The 26144-nt window shown below is 70.0% G+C and carries 26 protein-coding genes; 21 read left to right on the top strand and 5 right to left on the bottom strand.

The annotated features are described in order from the left end of the window. Positions 1 to 103: 103 nt before the first annotated feature. Both J3S89_RS15600 and arsC read right to left on the bottom strand, forming a co-directional pair. The gene (locus J3S89_RS15600; RefSeq protein ID WP_217928652.1) at positions 104 to 1105 is read right to left on the bottom strand and encodes an ABC transporter substrate-binding protein; all 1002 of its coding nucleotides are present in this window, start codon (positions 1103 to 1105) and stop codon (positions 104 to 106) included. A gap of 170 nt (positions 1106 to 1275) precedes the next feature. After that, positions 1276 to 1707: an arsenate reductase (glutaredoxin) gene (gene arsC, locus J3S89_RS15595; protein WP_217928650.1), complete on the bottom strand. Its 432-nt coding sequence runs from the start codon at positions 1705 to 1707 to the stop codon at positions 1276 to 1278. A gap of 306 nt (positions 1708 to 2013) precedes the next feature. Between arsC and J3S89_RS15590 the strand changes: the two genes are divergently transcribed. Genes J3S89_RS15590 through J3S89_RS15580 form a run of 3 tightly spaced genes read left to right on the top strand, consistent with a single transcriptional unit; the run spans position 2014 to position 3633 of the window. Then, complete coding sequence (locus J3S89_RS15590; RefSeq protein WP_217928648.1) at positions 2014 to 2316, top strand: ArsR/SmtB family transcription factor; 303 nt, start codon at positions 2014 to 2016, stop codon at positions 2314 to 2316. After that, positions 2313 to 3377 (top strand): permease, encoded by a 1065-nt coding sequence (locus J3S89_RS15585; RefSeq protein WP_217928647.1) that lies wholly within the window; start codon positions 2313 to 2315, stop codon positions 3375 to 3377. Before J3S89_RS15590 ends, J3S89_RS15585 begins: the two co-directional genes overlap by 4 nt. 22 nt (positions 3378 to 3399) lie before the next feature. Continuing rightward, entirely contained in the window at positions 3400 to 3633 is a 234-nt protein-coding gene (locus J3S89_RS15580; protein WP_217928646.1) for a thioredoxin family protein, read from the top strand. 67 nt (positions 3634 to 3700) lie between these two features. On the opposite strand, the gene J3S89_RS23195 is transcribed toward J3S89_RS15580, so the two are convergent. Then, on the bottom strand, positions 3701 to 4006 hold the full coding sequence (locus J3S89_RS23195; RefSeq protein ID WP_230489199.1) for a PepSY domain-containing protein: 306 nt from the start codon (positions 4004 to 4006) through the stop codon (positions 3701 to 3703). A 163-nt stretch (positions 4007 to 4169) separates the two neighbouring features. Between J3S89_RS23195 and J3S89_RS15570 the strand changes: the two genes are divergently transcribed. From J3S89_RS15570 to J3S89_RS15515, 12 genes are all read left to right on the top strand, one after another. Further along, on the top strand, positions 4170 to 4841 hold the full coding sequence (locus J3S89_RS15570; RefSeq protein ID WP_217928645.1) for a response regulator transcription factor: 672 nt from the start codon (positions 4170 to 4172) through the stop codon (positions 4839 to 4841). After that, positions 4838 to 6190 carry a sensor histidine kinase gene (locus J3S89_RS15565; protein WP_217928644.1) on the top strand — a complete coding sequence of 451 codons (1353 nt, stop codon included), beginning with the start codon at positions 4838 to 4840 and terminating at the stop codon, positions 6188 to 6190. Before J3S89_RS15570 ends, J3S89_RS15565 begins: the two co-directional genes overlap by 4 nt. 90 nt (positions 6191 to 6280) lie before the next feature. Beyond that, entirely contained in the window at positions 6281 to 6640 is a 360-nt protein-coding gene (locus J3S89_RS15560; protein ID WP_217928643.1) for a hypothetical protein, read from the top strand. A gap of 59 nt (positions 6641 to 6699) precedes the next feature. Then, positions 6700 to 7170, top strand: coding sequence for a DUF2271 domain-containing protein (locus tag J3S89_RS15555; protein WP_217928642.1), 471 nt, complete (start codon positions 6700 to 6702; stop codon positions 7168 to 7170). A gap of 16 nt (positions 7171 to 7186) precedes the next feature. Continuing rightward, positions 7187 to 9379 carry a PepSY domain-containing protein gene (locus tag J3S89_RS15550; protein ID WP_217928640.1) on the top strand — a complete coding sequence of 731 codons (2193 nt, stop codon included), beginning with the start codon at positions 7187 to 7189 and terminating at the stop codon, positions 9377 to 9379. Then, entirely contained in the window at positions 9360 to 10304 is a 945-nt protein-coding gene (locus J3S89_RS15545; protein ID WP_217928639.1) for an FAD:protein FMN transferase, read from the top strand. The genes J3S89_RS15550 and J3S89_RS15545 overlap by 20 nt, the downstream gene beginning before the upstream one ends. A gap of 94 nt (positions 10305 to 10398) precedes the next feature. Beyond that, the gene (locus tag J3S89_RS15540) at positions 10399 to 10779 is read left to right on the top strand and encodes a DUF2946 family protein (RefSeq protein WP_217928637.1); all 381 of its coding nucleotides are present in this window, start codon (positions 10399 to 10401) and stop codon (positions 10777 to 10779) included. A 100-nt stretch (positions 10780 to 10879) separates the two neighbouring features. Further along, positions 10880 to 13078 (top strand): TonB-dependent receptor, encoded by a 2199-nt coding sequence (locus J3S89_RS15535; RefSeq protein ID WP_230489200.1) that lies wholly within the window; start codon positions 10880 to 10882, stop codon positions 13076 to 13078. Between the two features lie 84 nt (positions 13079 to 13162). Further along, positions 13163 to 13777, top strand: coding sequence for a MotA/TolQ/ExbB proton channel family protein (locus J3S89_RS15530; protein WP_217928635.1), 615 nt, complete (start codon positions 13163 to 13165; stop codon positions 13775 to 13777). After that, entirely contained in the window at positions 13774 to 14214 is a 441-nt protein-coding gene (locus tag J3S89_RS15525; protein WP_217928634.1) for a biopolymer transporter ExbD, read from the top strand. Before J3S89_RS15530 ends, J3S89_RS15525 begins: the two co-directional genes overlap by 4 nt. Further along, entirely contained in the window at positions 14211 to 15005 is a 795-nt protein-coding gene (locus J3S89_RS15520) for a TonB family protein (protein ID WP_217928632.1), read from the top strand. Before J3S89_RS15525 ends, J3S89_RS15520 begins: the two co-directional genes overlap by 4 nt. A 133-nt stretch (positions 15006 to 15138) precedes the next feature. Continuing rightward, entirely contained in the window at positions 15139 to 15966 is an 828-nt protein-coding gene (locus J3S89_RS15515; RefSeq protein ID WP_217928630.1) for a Cof-type HAD-IIB family hydrolase, read from the top strand. A 25-nt stretch (positions 15967 to 15991) separates the two neighbouring features. Here J3S89_RS15515 and J3S89_RS15510 read toward each other — a convergent pair whose 3' ends face one another. Both J3S89_RS15510 and J3S89_RS15505 read right to left on the bottom strand, forming a co-directional pair. Next, positions 15992 to 16429 (bottom strand): DUF6691 family protein, encoded by a 438-nt coding sequence (locus J3S89_RS15510; RefSeq protein WP_217928628.1) that lies wholly within the window; start codon positions 16427 to 16429, stop codon positions 15992 to 15994. 11 nt (positions 16430 to 16440) lie between these two features. Further along, complete coding sequence (locus J3S89_RS15505; RefSeq protein ID WP_217928626.1) at positions 16441 to 16866, bottom strand: YeeE/YedE family protein; 426 nt, start codon at positions 16864 to 16866, stop codon at positions 16441 to 16443. A gap of 505 nt (positions 16867 to 17371) precedes the next feature. Here J3S89_RS15505 and adhE point away from each other — a divergent pair. From adhE to J3S89_RS23420, 6 genes are all read left to right on the top strand, one after another. Beyond that, positions 17372 to 20113 carry a bifunctional acetaldehyde-CoA/alcohol dehydrogenase gene (gene adhE, locus J3S89_RS15500; protein WP_217928624.1) on the top strand — a complete coding sequence of 914 codons (2742 nt, stop codon included), beginning with the start codon at positions 17372 to 17374 and terminating at the stop codon, positions 20111 to 20113. A 145-nt stretch (positions 20114 to 20258) separates the two neighbouring features. Then, positions 20259 to 21266, top strand: coding sequence for a type I glyceraldehyde-3-phosphate dehydrogenase (gap, locus tag J3S89_RS15495; protein ID WP_217928622.1), 1008 nt, complete (start codon positions 20259 to 20261; stop codon positions 21264 to 21266). Further along, positions 21266 to 22768, top strand: coding sequence for a pyruvate kinase (pyk, locus tag J3S89_RS15490; protein WP_230489131.1), 1503 nt, complete (start codon positions 21266 to 21268; stop codon positions 22766 to 22768). The genes gap and pyk overlap by 1 nt, the downstream gene beginning before the upstream one ends. A 115-nt stretch (positions 22769 to 22883) precedes the next feature. Then, entirely contained in the window at positions 22884 to 25163 is a 2280-nt protein-coding gene (pflB, locus tag J3S89_RS15485; RefSeq protein WP_217928620.1) for a formate C-acetyltransferase, read from the top strand. Then, entirely contained in the window at positions 25150 to 25953 is an 804-nt protein-coding gene (gene pflA, locus J3S89_RS15480; RefSeq protein WP_217928619.1) for a pyruvate formate-lyase-activating protein, read from the top strand. Before pflB ends, pflA begins: the two co-directional genes overlap by 14 nt. A 65-nt stretch (positions 25954 to 26018) precedes the next feature. Continuing rightward, positions 26019 to 26144: hypothetical protein (locus J3S89_RS23420; protein ID WP_217929173.1), on the top strand; the 126-nt coding region annotated here is incomplete at its 3' end.

Genomic DNA, 26144 nt, shown 5'->3' with positions numbered 1-26144 from the left:
CACCCTCCGTGGAGGCTTCACCCTTCGAGGCCCGACCTGCGGCCGGGCACCTCAGGGTGAAGCCGAACAGAGTCCGGCGAGTCGACTCTTCCTCACGCCGGTATCACTGCGCCTTCTTCACGAATTCGGTCGTGTAGGTCTTGGCGAGGTCGATCTGCTTGCCCTTGACGTTCTTGGAGAAGCCGGAGAGCACGGCGAGGACCGTCGCCGGGCCGTCCTCGGGCATGACGCCGTCGGTGGTGAACTGCGCCTTGCCGTCGGCGATCGCCTTCACGTACATGGCGCGGTCACCGGCCCAATAGTCCTTGGGCATCTTGTCGGTGATCTCCTCGGCCGAATGGGTCGACATCCACTTCAACGTCTTGACGAAGGCGTTGGCGAGCTTCTGGACCTCGGCCTTGTGGCTCTCGACATAGGCCGCCGACATGTAGAGGGATGCGGCCGGATAGGTGCCGCCGAGGGCTTCCTTGGTCTTTTCCGGCGTGCGCATGTCGATCAGGACCGCCGCGTCGCCGGTCTTCAGGAGGCGCGAGATGGTCGGCTCGGTGGTCATGCCGGCCTGAATCTTGTCCTGCTGCATGGCGGCGATGAAGGTGGTGCCGGCACCGACCGGCAGCGTGGTGAACTCACCGAGCGCGACGCCGTTCTTCACCGCCAGATACTGGGTGAGGAAGTTGGTGGAGGAGCCGAGCCCGGTCACGCCGAGCGACTTGCCCTTGAAGTCGGCCGGGGACTTGATCTCGGGGTGTTTGGTGGAGACCATCTCGACCTCGCCGGGGGCGCGCGAGAACTGCACCACCGACATGGCGAACTTGCCCTTGGCCTGGAGGTCGACGCAGTGGTCGTAGAAGCCGACCACGCCCTGGACCGCGCCCGCCAGCATCTCGTTCTCGGCGTCGACGCCGGCCGGCTCGGAGAGGAGCTCGACCTCGATGCCCTCTTCCTTGAAGAAGCCGAGCTGCTCGGTCAGTTTGGCGGGCAGGTAGATCTGCTTCTCGATGCCGCCCACCATGATGGTGACCTTGTCGAGCGCGAGAGCGGGGGTCGCGGCCGCGGTGATCGTCGCGAGGGCCACGGAAGCGGCCGCCCAGGTCTTGAAAGACATGTCGTTCTCCTGACGTTTCCACGCCTCCCTTCTCGTCCCGCGCTCGGGACCGGGGAGGCTCGGGAGGCAGGATGCCGACCTCCGCTTTCATTCTGCTTTCAATCGATATGAATTCTTCACCTTTCGTCCCCGCCGGGGCGAGAGCCGCGCCGACGGGGACGAGAAGGAGATCAGCTTCGGCCGGCGACCGGACGGCCCTCGGCATCGAGGACGCGTTCGCCGTCCTCCTTGCGGAACTCGGCCCCAGGCATCGCCGGCAGGAGATCGAGCACCAGCTCGGAGGGACGACACAGCCGCACGCCCTTCTCGGTGACGACGATCGGCCGGTTGATCAGGATCGGATCGGCGATCATCGCGTCGATCAGCCGATCGTCGGTCAGGCTCGGGTCGGCGAGGCCGCGCTCGGCGTAGGGCGTACCCTTCTCGCGGATGACGGCGCGCACCGGCACGCCCATGGCGGCGATCAGCTCGACGAGGCGCTCGCGTGACGGCGGCGTCTTCAGATATTCGATCACCTCGGGCTCGATCCCGGCGTGGCGGATCAGCGCCAAGGTGTTGCGCGAGGTGCCGCATTTCGGGTTGTGGTAGACGACGACGGTCATGGATCTCGGTTCCTCTCGCGGCGATCGGGGTCGGGTGGTCCGGTCCTTCGGGACATACCGCCCTCGCGTCCACGACGCCACATCGACCGGCGCGATCCTCACGAGAACGTCGACCGGCGGGCCGACGACGGTGGCGAAGGTGGGACGGACTTCGGCATCCTTTCATATATCCACGGTCGTCGATTTATCGATGAAAATGCGAGATCCGTGTTGTCCCTCGATTGACATGCGTCCATTCTCCTCTCAGCATATGCGCCAGTCCGCATTTTCACATTCGGCGTCGCCGTACACGAGCAGGACCCCGCGATGAGCCCCACCGACCTGATGTCCGTGCTGTCCGATCCGACCCGCCTCGAGGCGCTGCGTCTCCTTTGGGACGGGCAGGAGCACTGCGTCTGCGAACTGATGGGGAAGCTCGGCGCGAGCCAGTCGCGGATGTCGCGACACATGAGCGCGCTGAAGACCGCCGGTCTCGTCGGCGACCGCCGCGACGCCCAATGGGTTCGTTATCGCCGCAAGCCCCGCCTCGATCCGCTGATCGTCGCGGTGGTCGACGCGGTTCTGGCGCTGCCGGTCGCCGCCGTCGAAGACGAGGAGGAAGCCGCATGACCAACGCCTGTTCCGCGCCGGCCCCGAGGGGGGCACCGAACGCCCACACCGGCCTGTGGGTCGGCGGAACCGTGGCCTTCGTCGCGGCCTGGTTCTTCGTCTACGGCCTGTTGCCGGGCTTCGCCGACGCGGTCGTCGCGGCGCTGCCGCTGACGCCGGGAAGCCATGCCGCCGACGCCGTCGCCTTCTTCGTCTACGACACGCCGAAGGTCCTGATGCTGCTCACGCTCGTGGTCTTCGCCATGGGGATCGTGCGCAGCTTCTTCTCGCCCGAACACACCCGCGCGCTCCTCGCCGGGCGCCGCGAGGGGATCGGCAACGTCGCCGCCGCCTCGCTCGGCATAGTCACGCCGTTCTGCTCGTGCTCGGCGGTGCCGCTCTTCATCGGCTTCGTCTCGGCCGGGGTGCCGCTCGGCGTCACCTTCTCGTTCCTGATCGCCGCGCCGATGGTCAACGAGGTGGCGCTCGGGCTCCTGTTCGCGCTGGTCGGCTGGAAGATCGCGCTGACCTATCTCGGCTTCGGGCTCGGCGTCGCCATCGTCGCCGGCTGGGTGATCGGGCGGCTGCATCTCGAGGGCTGGCTGCAGGAATGGGTCTTGAACGTGCGGGCCGGGGCCGCCGATCTGCCGGTCGCGACCGTGACCGTGGTCGACCGGATCCGCGCCGGCATCGACGCGGTGAAGGACATCGTCGGCAAGGTGTGGATGTGGATCATCGTCGGCATCGCCGCCGGCGCCTTCATCCACGGTTGGGCGCCGGTCGATCTGATCGCCGCGATCATGGGACGCGAGGCGTGGTGGTCGGTTCCCGCCGCCGTGATCGTCGGCATCCCCATGTATTCCAACGCCGCCGGCATCATCCCGGTGGTCGAGGCGCTGCTCACCAAGGGCGCGGCGCTCGGGACCGTGCTCGCCTTCATGATGAGCGTGATCGCGCTGTCGCTGCCCGAGATGATCATCCTGCGCAAGGTTCTGACCGCGAAACTGATCGCCGTGTTCATCGCCGTCGTCGGCGCCGGCATTCTCGCGGTCGGCTGGCTGTTCAACGCCCTCTTCGTGTGAGGGCAGGCAAGGAGAAGACCCCATGAAGGACGTCAAGGTGCTCGGCCCCGGCTGCAAACGCTGCCAGACCACCGCCGAGATGGTGCAGGCGGAGGCCGATCGGCTCGGCATCCCCATCACCATCGAGAAGGTGACCGACTATGCCGCCATCGCCGGCTACGGCATCGCCTCGACCCCGGGCATCGTCGTCGACGGCAAGGTGGTCCACGCGGGCGGCCTGCCCAAGGCGGAGGACATCGGCGGCTGGCTCGGCTGATCGGCGGAGCCCGCGGCGGGCCTCGGCTCCTCGGGATCTCTCCAGGGGGCCGGCCTCGCCGTGAGGCTCAGTGATCGTCGCCGCCGCGGTCGTCGTCGCGGTCGCCGTGGCCGTGACGATCGCCGGTGACGCGCTCCAGCGTGGCGGGGTCGAACTTGGCCTTCATCACCTCGCCGCGCGCGTTCTTCGCCAAGACCTTGTAACAGCCGTCGTCGCTGCGGATCGACAGCACGGTCCAGCCGTCGGCGGCGAGACGGCTCTCGAGCGCCTGACGCGGCTGCCAATCGGCGAGCGGCACGGCGCAGCGGCGATCGGCCCAGGCCGATGGCGATGCGATGAGAGCCGCGAACACGATCGCGAACGACGACGACACCAGAGCTCTCGCCAAGATTCTCACTCCATACCAAGCGAAGGGATCATGGCACGCGGACCTGAAGGCCGGCTGAACGCGCGCGCGCAAACGGGGGGATCCGTTCACGGCCTCGGCGCGATAGGGTGGCGCGACATCCATCGAGGCGACCCCATCGAGGCGGCCCATGCGCATTCTTCTCGTCGAGGACGATCCCATGCTCGGTCAGGCGGTGCGCGACCAGATCGCCGCCGACGGCCACACCGTCGACTGGGTCAAGCGCCTCGACGCCGCCGGCGAGGCGATCCTCTCGGCCGCCTTCGATCTGGTCCTGCTCGACCTGATGCTGCCCGACGGGCGCGGCCTCGACTTCCTCAAGGCGCGGCGGGCGGCGGGCGACGTCACGCCGGTCGTCATTCTCACCGCCCGCGATCAGATCTCCGACCGGATCGCCGGGCTCGACGCCGGCGCCGACGACTATCTGGTCAAGCCCTTCGACCTCTTCGAACTGTCGGCGCGGATCAAGGCGGTCGGGCGGCGCTACGCCGGAAATCCCAATCCGCTCGTCACGATCGGTCCGCTCGAGGTCGATCTCGCGGCACGGTCGGTGCGCCGCGACGGACGCGCGGTCTCGCTGACGGCGCGCGAGTGGTCGCTGTTCGAGGCGCTGGTGCAGCGGCCCAATCAGCTGATGTCGAAGCCGCAACTCGAGGAACGGCTCTATTCCTTCGACGCCGAGATCGAGAGCAACACGATCGAGGTCTACATCGCCCGGCTGCGCAAGAAGCTCGGATCGGACGTGATCGAGACGGTGCGCGGCATGGGCTATCGGCTCGGCCGTCCCGGGGGGGCGCCGTGAGCGGCGCGCGGGCGACCTGGAGCCTCAGAACCCGCCTCGCCCTCGGCCTGGCGGTGGCGATCGCGCTGTTGTGGCTCGGCGCGGCGGCGCTCGCCGGGCTGGTGCTGCGCCGCGAGATCGACGAAGTCTTCGACAGCGCGCTCCAGGAGGTGGCGCAGCGGGTGTTGCCGCTCGCCTATTCGGAGGTGCTGGCGCGCGACGCCGACAGCACCACTCAGCACATGGCGCCGATCGGCACGCATCGCGAGACCATCACCTGGGTGGTGCGCGACGGCGAGGGCCGGGTCCTCCTGCAATCGAGCGACGCCGATCCGGCGCGGCTGCCGAAGGCCACGGCGCCGGGCTTCCTCACCACCGAGCGCCTGCGTACCTATTCCGAGGCGGCCGTGCGCGGCACGATCGTCGTCACCACCGCCGAGGAACTCGGCCATCGCGAGGCCGCCGTGCGCGGCGCCGTCACCGCGCTGGTCTGGCCGTTGTTCGCGCTGGTGCCGATCGCCCTCCTCGGGGTGTGGATGATGGTGCGGCTGACGCTCGGCCCGGTGGTCGCGTTCCGTCGCGCCATCGAGGGGCGCGGGCGCGGCAATCTCTCGCCGGTGACCTCGTCGGGCCTGCCGGACGAGCTGACGCCGGTGGCGGCGGCGGTCGACGCGCTGATCGAGCGCCTCAGGGGCACGCTCGAGGCGGAACGCGGTTTCACCGCCAACAGCGCCCACGAATTGCGGACGCCGATCGCCGCCGCCCTCGCCCAGACCCAGCGTCTCCTCGCCGAACTGCCGGAGGGCGCGGCCCGGGAACGGGCCCAGGCGATCGCCGGCGCGCTCCGGCGCCTCGCCCGTCTCTCCGAGAAGCTCCTGCAACTGGCCAAGGCCGAGGGCGGCGGCCTCCTCGCCGAACATCCCGCGCCGCTCGCGCCGGTGTTGCGGCTGGTGATCGAGGAGGTCGCGCGGCAGACCGACTGCGACGACCGGCTCGACGTCCGGATCGCGCCGGGGGGCGGGCCGGTCTCCGATCTTGACGCCGACGCCTTCGCCATCCTCGCCCGAAATCTGGTCGAGAACGCCGTCAAACACGGCGCGCCGGACACGCCGGTGACGGTCCGGCTCGACGACGGCGCCTTCGTCGTCTCCAACCGCGGCGCGATCGTGCCGGCCGATCGGCTGGCGCTCCTCACCCGTCCCTTCGAACGCGGTCCGACCCGTTCGGACGGCTCCGGGCTCGGCCTCGCCATCGCCGCGGCGATCTGCCGAGGCGCCGGGCTCGGCCTCGATCTCGCCTCGCCGATCCCCGGGGCGGCCGACGGCTTCCGCGCCACGGTGCGTTTCGCCACGACTTCGCCGCGAGCCTGACGGGAAGCTGAACGCCTTTCCGCGCCCCCTTCAGGTCGGCGTCAGGCGCGCCGACGAAGGTCTCCTCGTCACGACAGACGGGAGACACCCATGAAGACGCGCATCCTGCTCGGAACCACCCTCCTTCTCGGCACCGCCGTCGCGGCGCTGGCCGCCACCGCCGACGACGTCCACCTCGCCGATCGCCTCGGCCTCGCCGGCCGGTCCCACGCCGCCACCGCCGAGCGCGGCGAGGCGCGGGTGCGCGTCGCCGACAAGGATCACGGCCGCAAGGACCATCACGAGCGCAAGCGCCACCACGACGACGACGAGGACGACGACGACGAGGGCGGCGCGACGGGTGGCGCGATGGGCGCGGTCTCCCCGACCGGCCCGACCGACCCCGCCGCGCCGGTGCCGGACAACGGCCTCTTCAACGGCAAGGCCCGCCCCAAGGTCGAGGTCAAGTGACCGGCGGCCGGATCCCCGGCCGCCCCACCCCCCTCACGTCCCATCGAGGAACAGATTTCATGAAACTCGCCCTTTCCGCCCTCGCCGCGACCGCCGCCCTCGTCGCCCCCACGCTCGCCGAGGCCCGGCAGGTCACCTTCGAGACCACCCTCAAGAACTACGGCGGCAACGGCGCCTATGTGGTGCTGTGGGTCACCGACGCCGCCGGCAAGTACAAGGGCACGCTGTGGCTGGCCGGCGCCAAGTCGAAATATTGGCGCCACCTCTCCGACTGGCAGCGCGCCTCCGGCGGCGCCGCCTCGCAAGTCGACGGCATCACCGGAGCCAGCATCGGCTCGGGCCGCACCCTCAAGATCAGCCTCGACATCGCCGACGCGATGATCGACGCCGGCTATCAGATCCACGTCGACACCGCCGTCGAGGACGGTCGCGACAACCCCTCCGAAATCGTCGTCCCGCTCGCCACCTCGGCCTCCGGCAAGGCGGTCGGCGGACGCGGCTACGTCAAATCCTTCTCGGTCACGTTCTGAGCGATCGGAGAACCCCATGCTTCGCCGTCTCCACTCGTTGCCGGGCGTCGTGCTCGCCCTCGGCCTCGCCTTCGTCGCCCTGACCGGCGCGGTGCTCTCGCTCGAGCCGACGATCGCTCGGCTCTCGGTGCCGACGATCGAGAGCGGCACCTCGGTCGCCGATCTCGCCTCGGCGGTCGCGGCGCGCCACGGCGCCGTCGAGACGATCCGGGTGCGCGCCGACGGGACCGTCACCGCCGCCTACACGGACGGCGAGACCGACGGCCTCGAGCGGATCGACCCGAAGACCGGCGCCGGCCTCGGGCCCTACGTGCCCTCGGCGACCTCGCGCTTCATCGTCGATCTGCACCGTTCGCTCCTGGCGGGCGACGCCGGGCGGATCGCGGTGGCGGTCGCGGCGGCGGCGATGCTGGTGCTGGCGATCTCCGGCGGCGCCCTGCTGGTGACCCGCCTCGGCGGCCTCGGCGCCATGTTCCGGCCGATCCGGGGCACGCTCTCCGAGCGGCTGCACGGCGAACTCGGCCGCATCGCCGTGTTCGGTCTGGTCCTCTCGGCCTCGACCGGACTGTGGATGACCGCATCGACCTTCGGGCTCCTGCCCGAGAGCGAGGCCGCCGGCGCGGTCGCCGAGGCGAGCGGCGGGACCCCCGCCCCGATCGACCGCCTCGCCGCGCTGCGCGGCGTCGACGTCGGGAGCCTGCGCGAACTCTCCTTCCCGGCGGCCGGCGATCCGGCCGACACGTTCCGCCTGCGCACCGACGCCGGCGAGGCGACGATCGATCCGGCGACGGGCGAACGTCTCGCCTTCACGCCGGCGACGACGCTCGAGCGGGTCGGCCGGACCATGGAGATGCTGCACACCGGACGCGGCGCCTGGGCGCTCGGCCTGCTGCTCGGCCTCTCCTCGGCCGCCGTCCCGGTCTTCGCCGTCACCGGCATCGCCATGTGGTTCCGGCGGCGCTCGGCGCGGCCGCGGATCGCCCGCAACGTCGCGGCGCGCTCGGCCGATACCGTCATCCTGGTCGGCAGCGAGGGCAACACCACCTGGGGCTTCGCCGCGACCCTGCACGCGGCCCTGACGGCGGCCGGCCACCGGGTCCATACCGCCGCCATGAACGATCTCTCCTCGGCGCATGCCTCGGCGCGCCGCCTCCTGATCCTCACCGCGACCTGGGGCGACGGCGCCGCGCCGACCTCGGCCAAGACCTTCCTCCAGCGCCTCGAGCGGTTCGAGGGGCGGATGCCGGTGGCGGTGCTCGGCTTCGGCGATCGCACCTTCCCCCACTTCGCCCGCTTCGCTCAGGACGTCGCCGCCCGGCTCGACGCGAAGGGCTTCCCCCGGCTCGTGCCGATGAAGCGCATCGACCGGCGCTCGGCCCAGGAATTCGCCCAATGGGGTCGCGACCTCGGCGCTGCGCTCGGCCACGACCTCGTGCTCGAACACGTCGCGGAACGGCCGAAGACCCAGGCCCTCCAGCTCGTCGAGCGCGAGGACTACGGGGTCGCGGTCGGCGCGCCGGTGGCGATCCTGCGCTTCTGCGGGCCGACCGACGAGCGGACCGGACGGCCGGCCCGTCTGCCCGACTTCGAGGCCGGCGACCTCGTCGGCATCCTGCCGCCGGGCGAGACCATGCCGCGGTTCTATTCGCTCGCCTCCTCGACCGAAGACGGCGTCCTGGAGATCTGCGTGCGCCTGCAGCCGGGCGGCCTCTGCTCGACCTTCCTCCACGATCTCGAGCCGGGCGAGCGGATCGACGCCTTCATCCGCGCCAATCCGACCTTCCGTCCGAACCAGGGCCTCGCGCCGCTGATCCTGATCGGCGCGGGCGCCGGCATCGGGCCGCTCGCCGGCTTCGTCCGCGCCAATGCCCAGGGACGTCCGGTCCATCTCTACTGGGGCGGCCGAAGCCCGTCGTCGGACTTCCTCTACGAGCACGAGCTCGCCCAGCATCTCGCCGAACGCCGGCTGACCTCGCTCAGCACCGCCTTCTCGCGCGATCCCGGCGACGGCGCCTATGTCCAGGACCGGATCGCCGCCGATGCCCATCGGCTGCGTCACCTGATCCTGCACGGCGCCCAGGTGCTGGTGTGCGGCGGCCGCGACATGGCGCTCGCGGTGACCCATACGCTCGAGGCGATCGTTCGTCCGGTCGGGCTCGACCTCGCCACGCTGCGCTCGGAGGGCCGTTATGTCGAAGACGTCTATTGATCCGACCGAACCCTCGCACCGCTTCGCCCTCAACGGGCCGACCATGGGGTCGCGCTGGTCGGCGGTCTTCTTCGCCGACGCGGGGTTCGACTCCGCCGGACTGGCGGCGCGCCTCCAGGCGGCGGTCGAGCGGGTCGAGCGGCAGATGTCGACGTGGCGGCCGACCTCCGATCTCGAGCGGCTCAACGCCGCTCCGGTCGGCGCCTGGATCGAGGTTCCGGAGGATCTCTTCGGCGTCCTCGGCGCGGCGCTCGAGATCGGCCGTCTCTCGGAGGGCGCCTTCGACGTCGGGGTCGGCGATCTCGTCCGTGCCTGGGGCTTCGGCGGCGGCACCCGCACGCCCGACGGACGGGCGATCGCCGCGATCGCCGGCCGGCCCTCGTTCGAGCCGCCGAAGACGCTGATCCTCGACCCCTCGGCACGCCGGGTGCGCAAGCTGGCGCCGCTCCGGATCGATCTCTCCGGGATCGCCAAGGGGTTCGGCGTCGACGAATTGGCGCGCGAGGCGGAACGCTCCGGCCTCTCCTCCTTCCTCGTCGGCATCGACGGGGAGTTGCGCGCCGCCGGCACCAAGCCGGGCGGGACGGCCTGGGCGGTGGGTCAGGAACGGCCCGACGGCAAGAGCCGGGATCTGCTCGGTCTGATCGAACTGCGCGACGCGGCGATCGCGACCTCGGGCAACTACCGTCACGTCGTCGAGGTCGCGGGCCGGACCCTGTCGCACACGATGGACCCGAGGACCGGGGCGCCGCTCGACAACGACCTCGCCGCCGTCACTGTGACGGCGCCGACCTGCATGGCGGCCGACGCCTGGGCGACGGCACTGATGGTGCGCGGCCGGCGCGAGGGGCTCGCCCTCGCCGAGCGGCTGGGGATCTCGGCGATCTTCGTCGGCACCGACGGCCGGGTCGCGACGACGATGTGACGACACGCCGCCGCCGGCATCGTGGATACGTGGAATTCCGCCTATTGGCGCGAGGGAGCCGGGATGTTACGGCTCGATCGAGCAAGGGGGTTCCATGTCGGGTCGTTCCGTCCACATCGGCCGGCTTCTGATCGCACTGGCGATGATCGTTCAGATCTTCGCGCCGGTGGGATCGAGCGCGGCGATGATGCGGATGACCTTCGACCCGCTGGTCGACATCATCGTCTGCGCCCAGGATCAGGTCACCCTCGACCGGCGCACCACCGTCGACCCGGTCGTGGTGCGCCACGGCGACGCCTGCGGCCTGTGCCAGTTGGTCGCCGCCGGCGGGATCGCCCCGCCGCCCGCGATCGCGCTGCCGCCGATGCCGACGCCGGCCGGCCGCATCGTCCAGTGGCGCCTCGACGTCGAGGCGGTGGTGGCGCCGCGCCTGCTCGATCACATTCGCGGCCGCGCCCCGCCCGCTCTCTCCTGACGACGACGAGCCGCGCGCGTCGATGCCTCACGAGGCACGACGGCGCCTTCCCTCGGCCGCACGCGCCGTTCGCCGCGCCGTGCCGTCTCAGGATACGATCATGATCCGTCTTCGATTCATGGGGAGCACCGCGCTCCTCTCGCTCTCCGCCGTACTCGGCGCCTCGCTTCCCGCCCTCGCCGCTCCCGCCGACACCGCGCCCCTCCCCGAGGTGGTGGTGACCGCCGACAGGCCGGCCGCGCCCGCCCCGGCGGGACGCGCGACCGGCCTCGCCTCGCCGCTCGGCGCCTTCACGCTGACCGGCACGCCGCTCGCCGAGGCGAGCGCGGCGAGCCCCGACACGGGCGCGATGATGACCGCCATCCCCGGCGTCCAGGCGGCGGCCGGCGGCGGCGTCTCCAGCCTTCCCGTGATGCGCGGGCTCGCCGACGACCGCATCAACGTCCTCACCATGGGGATGGCGATCACCTCGGCCTGCGCCAACCACATGAACCCGCCCCTCTCCTATGTGGACCCCTCGGCGATCGGCTCGGTCGAGGTGCTCTCGGGCGTGACCCCGGTCTCCAAGGGCGGCGATTCCATCGCCGGCTCGATCATCGTCGAGCGCAAGGCACCGCAGTTCGCCGCGCCCGGCGCCGCCTTCACCGTCCACGGCTCGGTCTCCGCCTTCTACCGTTCCAACGGCGACGGCATGGGCACCTCCGCGACGCTTTCGCTGGCGACCCCGGAATGGGCGCTCGACTATTCCGGCTCGGCCTCGCAGGCGCGCAACTACCGCGCCGGCGGCGACGTCATGGTGCGCTCGACCGAATATGCCACCCAGAACCATCTGCTGACCCTGTCGAAGAAGACCGCCGACGGGCTCTTCTCGATCTCCGGCGGGTTCCAGCACATCCCCTATCAGGGCTTCGTCAATCAGCGCATGGACATGACCGACAATCGCGGCGTGTTCGGAACCCTGCGCTATCAGGGCGACACCTCGTGGGGGCGGATCGACGCCCGCGCCTATTGGCATCACACCGACCACGTCATGAACTTCCTCGCCGACAAGGGCGGATCGACCCCCACCACCGGCATGCCGATGGACACGCGCGGCAACGATCTCGGCTGGTCGGTCAAGGGCGACGTCGACTGGTCGAAAGAGGACGTGATCCGGATCGGCAACGAGCTGCAGGCGACGACCCTCGACGACTGGTGGCCGCCGGTGACCGGCAAGGCCGGCATGTGCTGCAACACCTTCGAGAACATCCATGACGGCCGCCGCATCCGGCTCGGCACCTTCGTCGAGTGGGAACACGTCTGGTCGAAGGAGTGGAAGACCCTGTTCGGCGTCCGCAACGACACCGTCTGGATGGATACCGGCGACGTGCAGGGCTACAACACCCGCACCGACATGCCGGCGATGTTCCTCTATCCGCTCGACGCCGCCGCCTTCAACGCGCGCAGCCACGCCAAGACCGACGTCAACTTCGACCTGACGGCGCTCGCCCGCTGGACCCCGAACGAGCGGCTCGACACCGAGTTCGGCTACGCCCGCAAGACCCGTTCGCCGAACCTCTACGAACGCTACGCGTGGTCGTCGAGCCGCATGGCCGCGTCGATGACCACCTGGTTCGGCGACGCCAACGGCTATGTCGGCGACATCGACCTGAAGCCGGAAGTGGCCCACACGCTCTCCGCGACCTTCAAGCTGCACGACGCGGCGCGCGAGGCCTGGAGCCTCGAGGTGACGCCCTATTACAGCTACGTCGAGAACTACATCGACGCCGATCGCATCACCTCGACCAGCTGGAGCGCGCCCAACCCGTTCGTTCTGTTGAAGTTCGCCAACCACGACGCCGAGCTCTGGGGCTTCGACGCCAAGGCGGCGGCGAAGATCTGGTCGTCGGAGACCTGGGGCCGCTTCGATCTGACCGGACGGCTCTCCTACACCCACGGCCGCAACCTCGACACCGGCGACGGGCTCTATCGGGTGATGCCGCTCGAGGGCCGGATCGGCCTCGATCATTGTCTCGGCGCCTGGACCAACCACGTCGACGTGCAGATGGTCGCCGAGAAGACCGACGTCTCCGAGACGCGGCGCGAGCTGACGACGGCGGGCTATGCCCTCCTCAACTGGCGCAGCGGCTATCAGTGGAACAACGTCCGCCTGGACGTCGGCGTCGACAACATCCTCGACCAGTCCTACGTGCTGCCGCTCGGCGGGGTCGACTTCACCACCTTCAAGACCACCGGCGTCCTCCAGGGCGTCGCCGGTCCCGGCCGCACCTTCTGGGCCGGCGCGACGGTGAAGTTCTGACGGACCGGAGGCGCGGCGGGCCGACCGCCGCGCCTCCCCTCGCCTCCGGCCGCCGCCCGGATCGCCCCTCGATCGGACCCGCTCATGGACACCGTCTCGCTCACCCCGCTCGGCCTCTTCGAGAGCGCCGGCCTCGTCGGCCGGGCCGTCATGATCCTGCTCGGCCTCGCCTCGGTGTGGTGCTGGGTGTTGATCGTCGAGGCGGGGGTCTCGCTGTGGCGCCTGCGGCGGGCGATCGCCTCGCTCCACGAGGGGCGCGGGCCGACCCGGCCGATCCTCGCGGCCGGGGACGAAGCCGCCCGCCGGACCCTGCCGGCGGAGACCACCGGCGAAAAGCGCCACCGCCTCGCCGAGGCGATGAACCGGGCGGCGCGGGCGCTCCTCACGCGCGCCGAGGGGCGGCTGCCGGATCTGGCGGTGATCGCCTCGGTCGCGCCCTTCGTCGGGCTCTTCGGCACGGTCTGGGGCATCATGGCGAGTTTCGCCGGCATCGCCGCCGCCAAGGACACCAGCCTCGCCGTGGTCGCCCCCGGCATCGCCGAGGCGCTGGCGGCGACCGCTTACGGGCTCGCCGCCGCCATTCCCGCCTCGGTCGGCTACACCCGGCTCGGCGCCGCCTTCGGGGCGGTCGCGGCCGATCTCGCCGACGCGATCGAGGCCCATGCCGTCGATCTCGTCGAAGGAGGCCCCCCGTCATGAACCTCCACGCCCGTCTTCCGACCCAGGGGCGCCGTCATCGCCCGCTCGCCGACATCAACGTGACGCCGCTGGTCGACGTGATGCTGGTGCTCCTGGTGGTCTTCATGATCACCGCGCCGATGCTGGCGGCGGGCCTGAAGGTCGATCTGCCGCATGCCTCGACGGCGCGGCTGCTGCCGCCGGCCGAACCGATCGTGGTCACGGTCGGCCGCGACGGCGGCCTCGCGGTCGGGACGGATCCGGTCGCCGCCGGCGATCTCGTCGCGACGATCCGCGCCCGGCTCGGCGCGCGGGACGATCGGCCGATCCATGTGCGCGGCGATCGCGACGCGCCCTATGGCGACGTCGTCGCCGTGATCGATCGGCTCGCCGCCGACGGGCTCACCCGGATCGCGCTGATCTCCAAGAGCCGGCCTCCCGCAGAGGCCGCGCCGTGACCGAGGGGGCGCCGCGTCCGCCGTGGCTGAGGCCGATCGCGGTGGCGGTCGTCCTCCTCGTCCATGCCGGCGCCCTGCTCCTCAGGGCCGAGGAACGGGTGACGCCGGGCGAGGGGCCGGTCGAGATCAGCCTCGTCGCCGAGACCGAGCCGAGCCCGGCGGCGACGCCGGAGACGCCGCCGAGCGAGGCCGCCCGCACCGAGACGCCGACGCCGCCCGAACCCGAGCCCGTCCCGGAACCCGAACCCACACCCGAGCCGGTAACGAGCGAGACGCCGCCTCCCGTCACGCCTCCACCGGAGCCCACGCCCGAACCGACGCCCGAGCCCGAGCCGGTCCCCGTGCCCGAGGCGGCGCCGCTGCCGCCGCCACCGGAGCGGCCGACGATCCTGCGCGAAGAGCGCCGGGAAAAGCCGCCGAAGCGCCGGACCGAGCCGGCCGAGCCGCGCCGGACCGCGTCGATCGACGCCGCCGTCCAGGCGGCGCGGCGCGCGGCGGAGGGAGCGGCGCGGCGCGCCGCGGCGGCCTCCTACGCCTCGCTCGTCGCCGGCGAGATCCGGCGGCATCGCCACTATCCGTCGGCGGCGCGCGAGGCGAACGTGATCGGGGTGGTGGTGGTCGCCTTCACGGTCGGGCCGCGCGGCACGATCGTCGCCCATTCGATCCTGCGCTCGAGCGGGCAGGCGATCCTCGACGGAGCGGTCCATGCGATGATGGGGGCGGTGCGTCTGCCGCCGCCGCCCGGCGGGGTCTTCCGCTCCTCGGTCTCGGTCCGTTTCGAGACGCGCTGAGGAGAGCGGCGCTCGCGACGGATCTGCCCCGCCCGCGCCACGGCTTTCGGCGCGACCCGGGCCGTCGTATGACGTCTCGGGTCGGCGCCCCGGCCGCCTTCGGGCGGGTGCGCGCGACGAGGAGACGAACGCCATGTCCACCCGATCGATCCGCCTCGTCGCACTCGACCTCGACGGCACCTCGCTCGACGGTCGCGGCCGTCTGCGTCCGAGCACCCGGCAGGCCGTCGACGAGGCGAGCGCCAAGGGGGTGGCGGTGGTCGTGGTGACCGGCCGGCATCACGTCCTGGCGCGGCCGCTCCACGCCGAATTCGGGCTCACGACCCCGGCGATCTGCTGCAACGGCACCTATGTCTACGATTTCGCCGAGGAGCGCCCGCTGCTCGCGCGGTCGATGGACAAGGCCAAGGCGCGCGAGATGGTCGCGCTCTGCCGCCGCCACGACGTCCATTGCCTGCTCTACGTGCGCGACGCCATGACCTTCGAGGTCCCGACCCCGCATCTCGACGGGCTCGCCGCCTGGGGCAACGGCTTTCCCGAACGCCTCAGGCCGCGTCTCGAGCAGGTCGCGAGTTTCGAGGCGACGATCGAGGCGGCGCCGCTCGTCTGGAAGCTCGTCGTCAATTCCGAGAACACCGAGGCGCTCGCCGACTGGCACCGCGAGGCCGAGGCGCTCGACGGGTTCAACATCGAATCGTCCTGGACCAACCGCTGGGACGTGATGGTGACCGGGGCCAGCAAGGGGCCGCGTCTCGTCGAATGGGCGGCGACGCAGGGCATCGCGCCGGACGAGATCCTCGCCTTCGGCGACAATCTCAACGACGTCTCGATGATCTCGGCGGTCGGCCACGGCGTCGCCATGGGCAATGCCGCGCCGGGGCTGAAGGCGATCGCCGACGAGGTGATCGGCGACAACGACGGCGACGACATCGCCGCGGTGATGCGGCGCTTCCTGGGCTGAGCCCCCGCGCGCCTCACGTCGCGGTTCAGGCGCCGCAGGTCTCGCGCGGGCGGGCGAGATCGAGGCCGAGGACGGCCGCCTTCGGCGCCGCGACGAGGCGATGCGCCAGGGTGCCGGCGATCATCGCCGCGACGAAGGCGAGGGCCTTCGGCTCGCCGACGCCGAGCGCCGCGAGCGCCGGCCCCGGGCAGAAGCCGACGAGGCCCCAGCCGATGCCGAAGAGGGCGCTGCCGGTCACCAGACCGCGATCGATCCGCGTCGACGGCGGCGCGAGGCGGGAGCGGGCGAGGCGGAACAGCACCAGACCGACGGCGACGGCCCCGCCCATGACGAAGGCGAGCGAGGGATCCCAGGCGCCGGCGACGTCGAGGAAGCCGAGCACCTTCGACGGCAGGGTCATGCCGGAGAGGCAGAGGCCGAGCCCGAAGGCGAGACCGACGGAGAAGGTGAAGAGCGGGCGCATGTTCGACCTCGTCAGGCGAGATGACGGACGGCGAAGACGGTCGCCACCGCCGCCGCCATGAAGACCCCGGTCGCGACCATCGAACGCGGCGAGAGGCGCGACAGACCGCAGACGCCGTGACCGGAGGTGCAGCCGCCGGCGAGCCGGGTGCCGAAACCGACCAGAAGGCCGCCGCCGATCACCGCGAGCCATCCCGCGTCGAGGGTCGGCGCGGCGAGCGGCGCGACCAACCCGAGCAGGACCGGGGCGGCGACCAGACCGGCGATCAGGGCGAAACGCGCGCGCCATTCGTCGTCGGCCTCGAACAGGCCGGCGACGAGGCCGCTGACCCCGAGGATGCGACCCGACCGCAGCGCCAGAACACCGGCCGCGAGGCCGATCAGGAGGCCGCCGGCGAGCGAGGCCCAGGGCGTGAAGTTCTGCCAGTCGATCGTCATGAAGGTCCTCTTCCCGCGAGGTGTCCGCGAAGGGCGGGCGGCGGTCCCCGTCTCGCCTCGGATCATTCCACGTCGGGGGTGGACGGCCGAGAGCACGGCAACTCTTGTTCGCGGGATCTGGAAAATTCCGTTCTCCGGAGCGGCGCGACGGCGCCAGCCGGTTCCAAACCCGGGATCGCGGGCCGCGACGCCCCCCCGCCGAGGCGGTTTCACCCGATCGTGAAGCGGGGCCTCTCGCCGCGGGAGCGCGCCTTCGACGGCCAATATTAGAAAACGTTTACATATCATTTCGCTGGAATTCCGAAATGCACTCCCGCACACTGCCGCGCATGGGGTCCGTAGCAATGCGCATCGGGCCGAAAACCCCACGGTTCACCTTGACGATTCGTGTGAAATCGTTTTCAGTGCGTCCGAAAAGAACGAGGGCGCCGCTCGGCGGCGTCTCTTCCGGCGGGGCTCCGCGTGATCGGCGACACGGTCCGGTCACGACCCTCGTGTCGTCACGATGCGACGTCCGACGACGTCCCGTCCCGCGCCGGTATCCTTCGGACGGAAACGATCGATCGCATCCCCGTCCAGACGACAGGAGTGCCAGATGCCCGTATCGACCCTCGCCGACCTCGACGCGCTGGTCGCGCGCGTGAAGCGTGCCCAGCAGATCTACGCCGGCTATTCCCAGGCCCAGGTCGACGAGATCTTCCGCGCCGCCGCCTTCGCCGCCGCCGACGCCCGCATCCCGCTCGCCATGATGGCGGCCGAGGAGACCGGCATGGGCGTGGTCGAGGACAAGGTGGTGAAGAACCACTTCGCCTCCGAATACATCTACAACGCCTACAAGGACGAGAAGACCTGCGGCGTGCTCTCGGTCGACGAGGTCGGCGGAACGCTCACCATCGCGGAGCCGATCGGCCTCATCTGCGGCATCGTGCCGACCACCAATCCGACCTCGACGGCGATCTTCAAGGCGTTGATCTCCCTGAAGACCCGCAACGGCATCGTGTTCTCGCCGCATCCGCGCGCCAAGTTCTCCACCTGCGCCGCCGCCAAGGTGGTGCTCGACGCGGCGATCGCCGCCGGCGCGCCGGCCGACATCATCGGCTGGGTCGACACCCCCACCGTCGACCTCTCCAACGCCTTGATGAAGCATCCCGAGATCAATCTGATCCTGGCGACGGGCGGTCCGGCGATGGTCAAGGCGGCCTATTCCTCGGGCAAGCCGGCGATCGGCGTCGGCGCCGGCAACGCGCCGGTGGTGATCGACGAATTCGCCGACATCAAGCGCGCGGTCGCCTCGATCCTGATGTCGAAGACCTTCGACAACGGCATGATCTGCGCCTCCGAACAGGCGGTGGTCGCGGTCGACGCGGTCTATGACGCGGTGCGCGATCGTTTCGCGAGCCACGGCGGCTACATCCTTTCGCCCGAGGAACTCGACCGGGTGCGCCCGGTGGTGTTCCCCAACGGCCATCTCTCGGCCGACGTGGTCGGTCAGTCGGCGGTGACGATCGCCGCGCGCGCCGGCATCGCCGTGCCGGCCGACACCAAGGTGCTGATCGGCGAGGTCGACGTGATCGGCGACGAGGAGCCGTTCGCCCACGAGAAACTGTCGCCGACGCTGGCGCTCTATCGCCGCCGCGACTTCGAGGCCGCCCTCGACGCCGCCGCCGAACTGGTGGCGCTCGGCGGCATCGGCCACACCTCGGTGCTCTACACCGACCAGGATCGGCACGACGAGCGGGTCCGCGCCTTCGGCGCCCGCATGAAGACCGCCCGCATCCTGATCAACACGCCCTCGTCGCACGGCGGCATCGGCGATCTCTACAATTTCAACGTCGCGCCGTCGCTCACCCTCGGCTGCGGCTCCTGGGGTGGCAATTCGATCTCCGACAACGTCGGACCGAAGCACCTGATCAACAAGAAGACAGTCGCGAAGCGAGCCGAGAACATGCTCTGGCACAAGCTCCCCAAGTCGATCTATTTCCGGCGCGGCTCGATCGTCGAGGCGATGAAGGATCTCGCCGGCAAGCATCGCGCCCTGATCGTCACCGACCGCTTCCTGTTCCAGAACGGCCATGTCGACGAGACCATCGCGCTCCTGAAGCGAGCCGGGCTCGACGTCGAGATCTTCTGCGACGTCGAGGCCGATCCGACCCTGACCACGGTGCGCAAGGGCGTGGAGCGGGCGGCGGCCTTCAAGCCCGACGTCATCGTGGCGCTCGGCGGCGGCTCGCCGATGGACGCGGCCAAGATCATCTGGGTGATGTACGAGCACCCGGAGGTGCACTTCGAGGATCTGGCGCTGCGTTTCATGGACATCCGCAAGCGCATCTACAAGTTCCCGAAGCTCGGCGTGAAGGCCGAGTTGGTGGCGATCCCGACCACCTCGGGCACCGGCTCGGAGGTCACCCCCTTCGCCGTCGTCACCGACGACGCCACCGGCATGAAGTATCCGCTCGCCGACTACGAGCTGACCCCGACCATGGCGGTGGTCGATCCGAACTTCGTGATGAACCTCCCGAAGTCGCTCACCGCCTTCGGCGGCATCGACGCGGTCACCCATGCGCTCGAGGCCTATGTCTCGGTGATGGCCAACGAGTTCTCCGACGGTCAGGCGCTGCAGGCGCTGAAGCTCCTCAAGGCGCATCTGCCCGATGCCTATCGCAACGGCGCGAGCGACCCGGAGGCGCGCGAGAAGGTCCACAACGGCGCCACCATCGCCGGCATCGCCTTCGCCAACGCCTTCCTCGGCGTCTGCCACTCGATGGCCCACAAGATCGGCGCCGCCTTCCACATCCCGCACGGGCTCGCCAACGCGCTGCTGATCTCCAACGTCGTGCGCTACAACGCCACCGACAACCCGACCAAGCAGACCGCCTTCTCGCAATACGACCGGCCGCAGGCCCGTCGGCGCTATGCCGAGATCGCCGATCATCTCGGTCTCGGCGGCGCTCGCACCGGCGACAAGATCGCCGCTCTGCTCGGCTGGCTCGACGACTTGAAGGCGGCGCTCGACATCCCCGTGTCGATCCAGGCGGCGGGCGTGGCGGAAGCCGACTTCCTCGCCCAGCTCGACCGGATCGCGGTCGAGGCCTTCGACGATCAGTGCACCGGCACCAACCCGCGCTTCCCGCTGATCGCCGAACTCAAGGCGATCCTGCTCGACACCTATTACGGCCGCCCCTTCGTCGAGGCGACCGCGCCGGCGAGTGCCGAACCGGCGAAGGCGGCCCGCAAGGCCGCCGAATGAACGATCGCACCCTTCCCCTCCGAACGACCGCCGCCGCCCCGCGGACCGTCGAAAAGAGGAGAAGGGTGCGGTTCGCCCCTGCTCGATCGATGTCCGTCCGGATCGAACCGGAGAGGTCGAGATCCCCTTTCAGGAGGAAACATCCATGGTCGTCCGCGTCGCCATCAACGGGTTCGGTCGCATCGGTCGCAACGTGCTGCGGGCCATCGTCGAGTCGGGTCGCACCGACATCGAGGTGGTCGGCATCAACGATCTCGGCCCGGTCGAGACCAACGCCCATCTCGTGCGCTACGACAGCGTCCACGGCCGCTTCCCCGGCACCGTGACCGTCGCCGGCGACACCATCGACGTCGGCCGCGGCCCGATCAAGGTCACCGCCATCAAGGATCCGACCCAGCTCCCCTGGGCCGATCTCGGCGTCGACGTCGCGATGGAATGCACCGGCATCTTCACCGCCCGCGACAAGGCCGCCATGCATCTCGCCGCCGGCGCCAAGCGCGTCCTGGTCTCCGCGCCCGCCGACGGCGCCGACCTCACCGTGGTCTACGGCGTCAACCACGACAAGCTGACCAAGGATCATCTCGTCGTCTCCAACGCCTCCTGCACCACCAACTGCCTCTCCCCCTTCGCCAAGGTGCTCAACGACACCATCGGCATCGAGAAGGGCATGATGACGACGATCCACTCCTACACGGGGGATCAGCCGACCCTCGACACCATGCACAAGGACCTCTACCGCGCCCGCGCGGCGGCCCTCTCGATGATCCCGACCTCGACCGGCGCCGCCAAGGCCGTCGGTCTGGTGCTGCCGGAACTCAAGGGCAAGCTCGACGGCTTCGCGGTGCGCGTGCCGACCCCGAACGTGTCGGTGGTCGATCTGAAGTTCATCGCCAAGCGCGCCACCTCGAAGGACGAGATCAACGACGCCATCCGCGCCGCCGCCAACGGCCCGCTGAAGGGGATCCTCGGCTACACCGACGACAAGAACGTCTCGTCGGACTTCAACCACGACCCGCATTCCTCGATCTTCCACACCGATCAGACCAAGGTCATGGACGGCACGCTCGTCTCGGTCCTCTCCTGGTACGACAACGAGTGGGGCTTCTCCAACCGCATGTCCGACACCGCCGTCGCCATGGCGAGGCTTCTGTGATGAACGCCCCCCTCGCGACCCCTCGGACGGACGCCCTGCCCGCGATCCTGCGGCTCAGGCGCACCAAGGTCGTGGCGACCCTCGGGCCGGCGTCGTCGACGCCCGAGGTCGTGGCGGCGCTGTTCGACCGGGCGGTCGACGTGTTCCGGCTCAACTTCAGCCACGGCACACACGAGGAGCATCGCCGCCGCACCGAGATCCTGCGCGATCTCGAGCGGCGGACCGGCCGCCCGGTCTGCGTCATGGCCGACCTCCAGGGGCCGAAACTGCGGCTCGCGACCTTCGCGGCCGGTCGCATCGACCTCGTCGCGGGGCAACGCTTCCGCCTCGATCTCTCGATGGAGCCCGGCGACGAGACGCGGGTGGGCCTGCCCCATCCGGAGATCTTCGCCGCGCTCGTTCCCGGCGCCGAGCTGTTGCTCGACGACGGCAAGGTGCGGCTCGAGGTGGAGAGCCGCGGCCCCGATCACGCGGAGACGCGGGTGATCGCCGGCAGCGCCCTCTCCGACCGCAAGGGCGTCAACGTGCCGGGCGTCGCGCTGCCGATCTCGGCCCTGACGGCCAAGGACCGCGCCGATCTCGCCTTCGCGCTCGATCTCGGCGTCGATTGGATCGCCCTCTCCTTCGTCCAGCGTCCCGAGGACGTGGCGGAGGCGCGGGCGCTGATCGGCGGGCGGGCGGCGCTGCTCGCCAAGATCGAGAAGCCGCAGGCGATCGACCATCTCGAGGCGATCGTCGATCTCGCCGACGGGATCATGGTGGCGCGCGGCGATCTCGGCGTCGAAATGCCGCCGGAGGACGTGCCGACCCTGCAGAAGACCATCGTTCGCGAGGCGCGTCGCGCCGGCAAGCCGGTGATCGTCGCCACCCAGATGCTGGAATCGATGGTGACGAGCCCCGCGCCGACCCGCGCCGAGGCCTCCGACGTCGCCACCGCCATCTTCGACGGCGCCGACGCGGTGATGCTGTCGGCGGAGACCGCCGCCGGCGCCTATCCGCTGGAGGCGGTGACGATGATGGACCGCATCGCCCGGCGGGTCGAAAAGGACCCGATCTGGCGGCAGATGAGCGACGCCCAACGGGTGCCGCCGCGCATCCTCACCCCCTCCGACGCGATCACCGCCGCCGCCTCCCAGGTCGCCCGCTCGCTCGGCGCGGCGGCCATCGTCACCTACACCACCTCCGGCTCGACCACGCTCCGGGCGGCTCGCGAGCGGCCGGAGATGCCGATCCTGTGCATGGCCCGCAGCGCCGCGATCTCGCGGCGGCTGATGATCGCCTACGGCGTCCATGCGGTGATCGGGCCGGTTCCGGACGGCTTCGCCGACAAGATCCGCGGCGCGGTACGCAAGGCCGCGGCCGAAGGGTTGGCCACGCCCGGCGATCTCGTCGTCGTCACCGCCGGCGACGGCGACGGCGTCGCCGGATCGACCAACGTCCTCAGGGTCGCGACCGTCACCGCCGAGGGCATGCCCGACATGCCGGAATGCAAAGCTCGATGAGGGGCTTCCCTGACGGCCCTTCTCGACTAAAGTCGTACAATCCGTCTCGAACGCAAGAAGGCACGCGACAGGGTTTCGAAATCACTCCCGACGCGTCTTCGACGAGGTCACAGCCATGAACATCCAGCCGCGCGAATTCGAAGCCGATCCTCTCTCCGTAGCCGAACGGGCGCCGTGGCGCGGCTACGAGGACGGCGTGTGGACGCGCGAGATCGACGTCCGCGACTTCATCCAGAAGAACGTCGTGCCTCACGAGGGCGACGCGGCCTTCCTCGCCGGCGCCACCGCGCGCACCGACGCCCTGTGGGCGAAGGTGAAGACTCTGCTCGAGGCGGAAATCGCCCGGGGCGGCGTCCTCGACGTCGACGCCTCGGTGGTCGCCTCGATCGTCAGCCACGGCGCGGGGTACATCGACCGCGACCTCGAACAGATCGTCGGCCTTCAGACCGACGCTCCCTTGAAGCGGGCGATCATGCCCTTCGGCGGCTGGCGGATGGTCAAGAACGGGCTCGAGGCCTATGGTTTCGAGGGCCAGCCGTGGTTCGAGAAGGTGTTCCCGAGCCTGCGCAAGACCCACAACGACGGTGTCTTCGACGTCTATACGCCCGAGGCGCTGAAGTGCCGCAAGTCGGGCGTCATCACCGGCCTGCCGGACGCCTACGGCCGCGGCCGCATCATCGGCGACTATCGCCGCGTCGCGCTCTACGGCGTCGCTCGGCTGATCGAGGACAAGAAGGCGCAAGGCGCCAGCCTCGAACTCGACACGCTCGACGAGGAGACCCTGCGTCGCCGCGAGGAGATCGCCGAGCAGATTCGGGCGCTGAAGGAACTGGTCGTCATGGGCCGGTCCTACGGCTTCGACCTGTCGCGGCCGGCGGTCGATGCCCGCGAGGCGATCCAGTGGACCTATCTCGCCTATCTGGCGGCGGTGAAGGAATCGAACGGTGCCGCCATGTCGCTCGGGCGCGTGTCGAGCTTCCTCGACGTCTATGTCGAGCGCGACTTCGCCGAAGGCACGCTCGACGAGGAGGGCGCGCAGGAGCTGATCGACCATTTCGTGATGAAGCTGCGGATCGTCCGCTTCCTGCGCACGCCCGAATACGACCAGCTCTTCTCCGGCGATCCGACCTGGGTCACCGAGTCGATCGGCGGCATGGGGATCGACGGACGGCCTCTGGTCACCAAGTCGAGCTTCCGTTTCCTGCACACGCTCGAGACCCTCGGCCCGGCGCCGGAGCCGAACCTCACCGTGCTGTGGTCGGAGCGCCTGCCCAAGGGCTTCAAGGACTATTGCGCGCTGACCTCGATCCGCACCTCGTCGATCCAATACGAGAGCGACGATCTGATGCGGCCCTATTGGGGCGACGACTACGGCATCGCCTGCTGCGTCTCCGCCATGCGGATCGGCAAACAGATGCAGTATTTCGGCGCCCGCGCCAATCTCGCCAAGACGCTGCTCTACGCGATCAACGGCGGCCGCGACGAGCTCTCCGGCGATCAGATCGGCCCGACCTTCGCGCCGGTCTCCGGCGACGTGCTCGACGTCGAGGAGGTCAAGGCCAAGCTGCTGCCGATGATGGACTGGCTCGCCAAGGTCTATGTCGGCGCCCTCAACTCGATCCATTACATGCATGACAAGTACATGTACGAGCGGATCGAGATGGCGCTGCACGATCGCGACATCCTGCGCACCATGGCCTGCGGCATCGCCGGCCTGTCGGTCGCCGCCGACAGCCTGTCGGCGATGACCTACGCCAAGGTGAAGGTGATCCGCGACGCGCGCGGCCTCGCCCACGACTTCGAGATCGAGGGCGACTATCCCGCCTTCGGCAACAACGACGCCCGGGTCGACGACATCGCGGTGTGGTTGGTGGAGACCTTCATGGGGTCCTTGCGCAAGCAGAAGACCTATCGGGGCTCCGTCGCCACCCTGTCGGTGCTGACCATCACCTCCAACGTCGTCTACGGCAAGAAGACCGGCAACACGCCGGACGGCCGCAAGGCCGGTCAGCCCTTCGCGCCGGGCGCCAACCCGATGCACGGCCGCGACGTCAAGGGTCCGGTCGCCTCGATGGCCTCGGTGGCGAAACTGCCCTACCAGCACAGCCAGGACGGCATCTCCTACACCTTCACCATCGTCCCGTCGGCGCTCGGCGCGGCCGAGGCGGAGCGGGTGGAGAACCTCACCGGCCTGCTCGACGGCTACTTCTTCCAGGGCGGCCACCACATCAACGTCAACGTCTTCGATCGCGAGACGCTGCTGCACGCCATGGACCACCCGGAACTCTATCCGCAGCTCACCATCCGGGTCTCCGGCTATGCGGTGAACTTCATCAAACTGACGCGCGAGCAGCAGCTCGACGTCATCTCGCGGACGTTCCATGGTCTCCACTGAACGCCCACCGGCCGGATATTCGCCCGCGCGCAAGCCTTCGGGCCTACGCGCGGTGCGCCCGGCCATTCGCGGATGGATCCATTCGACCGAGACCGGCGGCGCGGTCGACGGTCCCGGCATCCGCTACGTGCTGTTTCTCTCCGGCTGCCTCTTGCGCTGCGCCTATTGCCACAACCCCGACACCTGGCACATGCACCACGGCAAGCCGACCACCTCGAGGGAGGTGCTGGCCGAGATCGCGACCTACGCCAAGTTTCTGATGCATGCCAAGGGCGGGGTGACGCTGTCGGGCGGCGAGCCGCTGGTCCAGCCCGACTTCACCCACGCGATCCTGCGCGGCTGTAAGGAGATGGGTCTCCACACCGCGCTCGACACCTCCGGCTACCTCGGCCTGCACGCCGACGACTATCTCCTCGCCGACGTCGATCTGGTGCTGCTCGACATCAAGGCCTTCACCGAGGAGACCTACCGGGCGCTGACCGGGGTCGCGCTGCAGCCGACGCTCGACTTCGCCGAACGGCTGGCGCGGATGGGAAAGCCCATTTGGCTGCGCTATGTCCTGGTTCCCGGCCTCACCGACAAATTCGACGAGATCGCCGGGCTCGCCGCCTTCGCCGCCCGCCTCGGCAACGTCGAGCGGGTCGACGTGCTGCCCTTCCACAAGATGGGCGAATACAAATGGGCCGCCGAGGGCGTCCCCTACACGCTCACCGATACCGAACCGCCGTCGCCCGAACTGGTCGACCGCGCTCGCGCCGTCTTCCGCGACCACGGGCTGACCGTGGCGTGACATCGATCTCGACGCGCCTCGCGGTCCCGACCGGACCGACGCGCCCAACGAAGAGGAACCTCGTCATGACCGCCATCGTCGACATCGTCGGCCGTCAGATTCTCGACAGCCGCGGCAATCCCACCGTCGAAGTGGACGTCGTCCTGGAGGACGGGTCCTTCGGCCGCGCCGCCGTTCCCTCGGGCGCCTCG

It is taken from the genome of Pinisolibacter aquiterrae (assembly GCF_019160155.1).
Lineage (GTDB): Bacteria > Pseudomonadota > Alphaproteobacteria > Rhizobiales > Ancalomicrobiaceae > Pinisolibacter > Pinisolibacter aquiterrae.
Note: the sequence above shows the minus strand (reverse complement) of the source record. Positions and strands in the feature narration are given on the sequence as shown.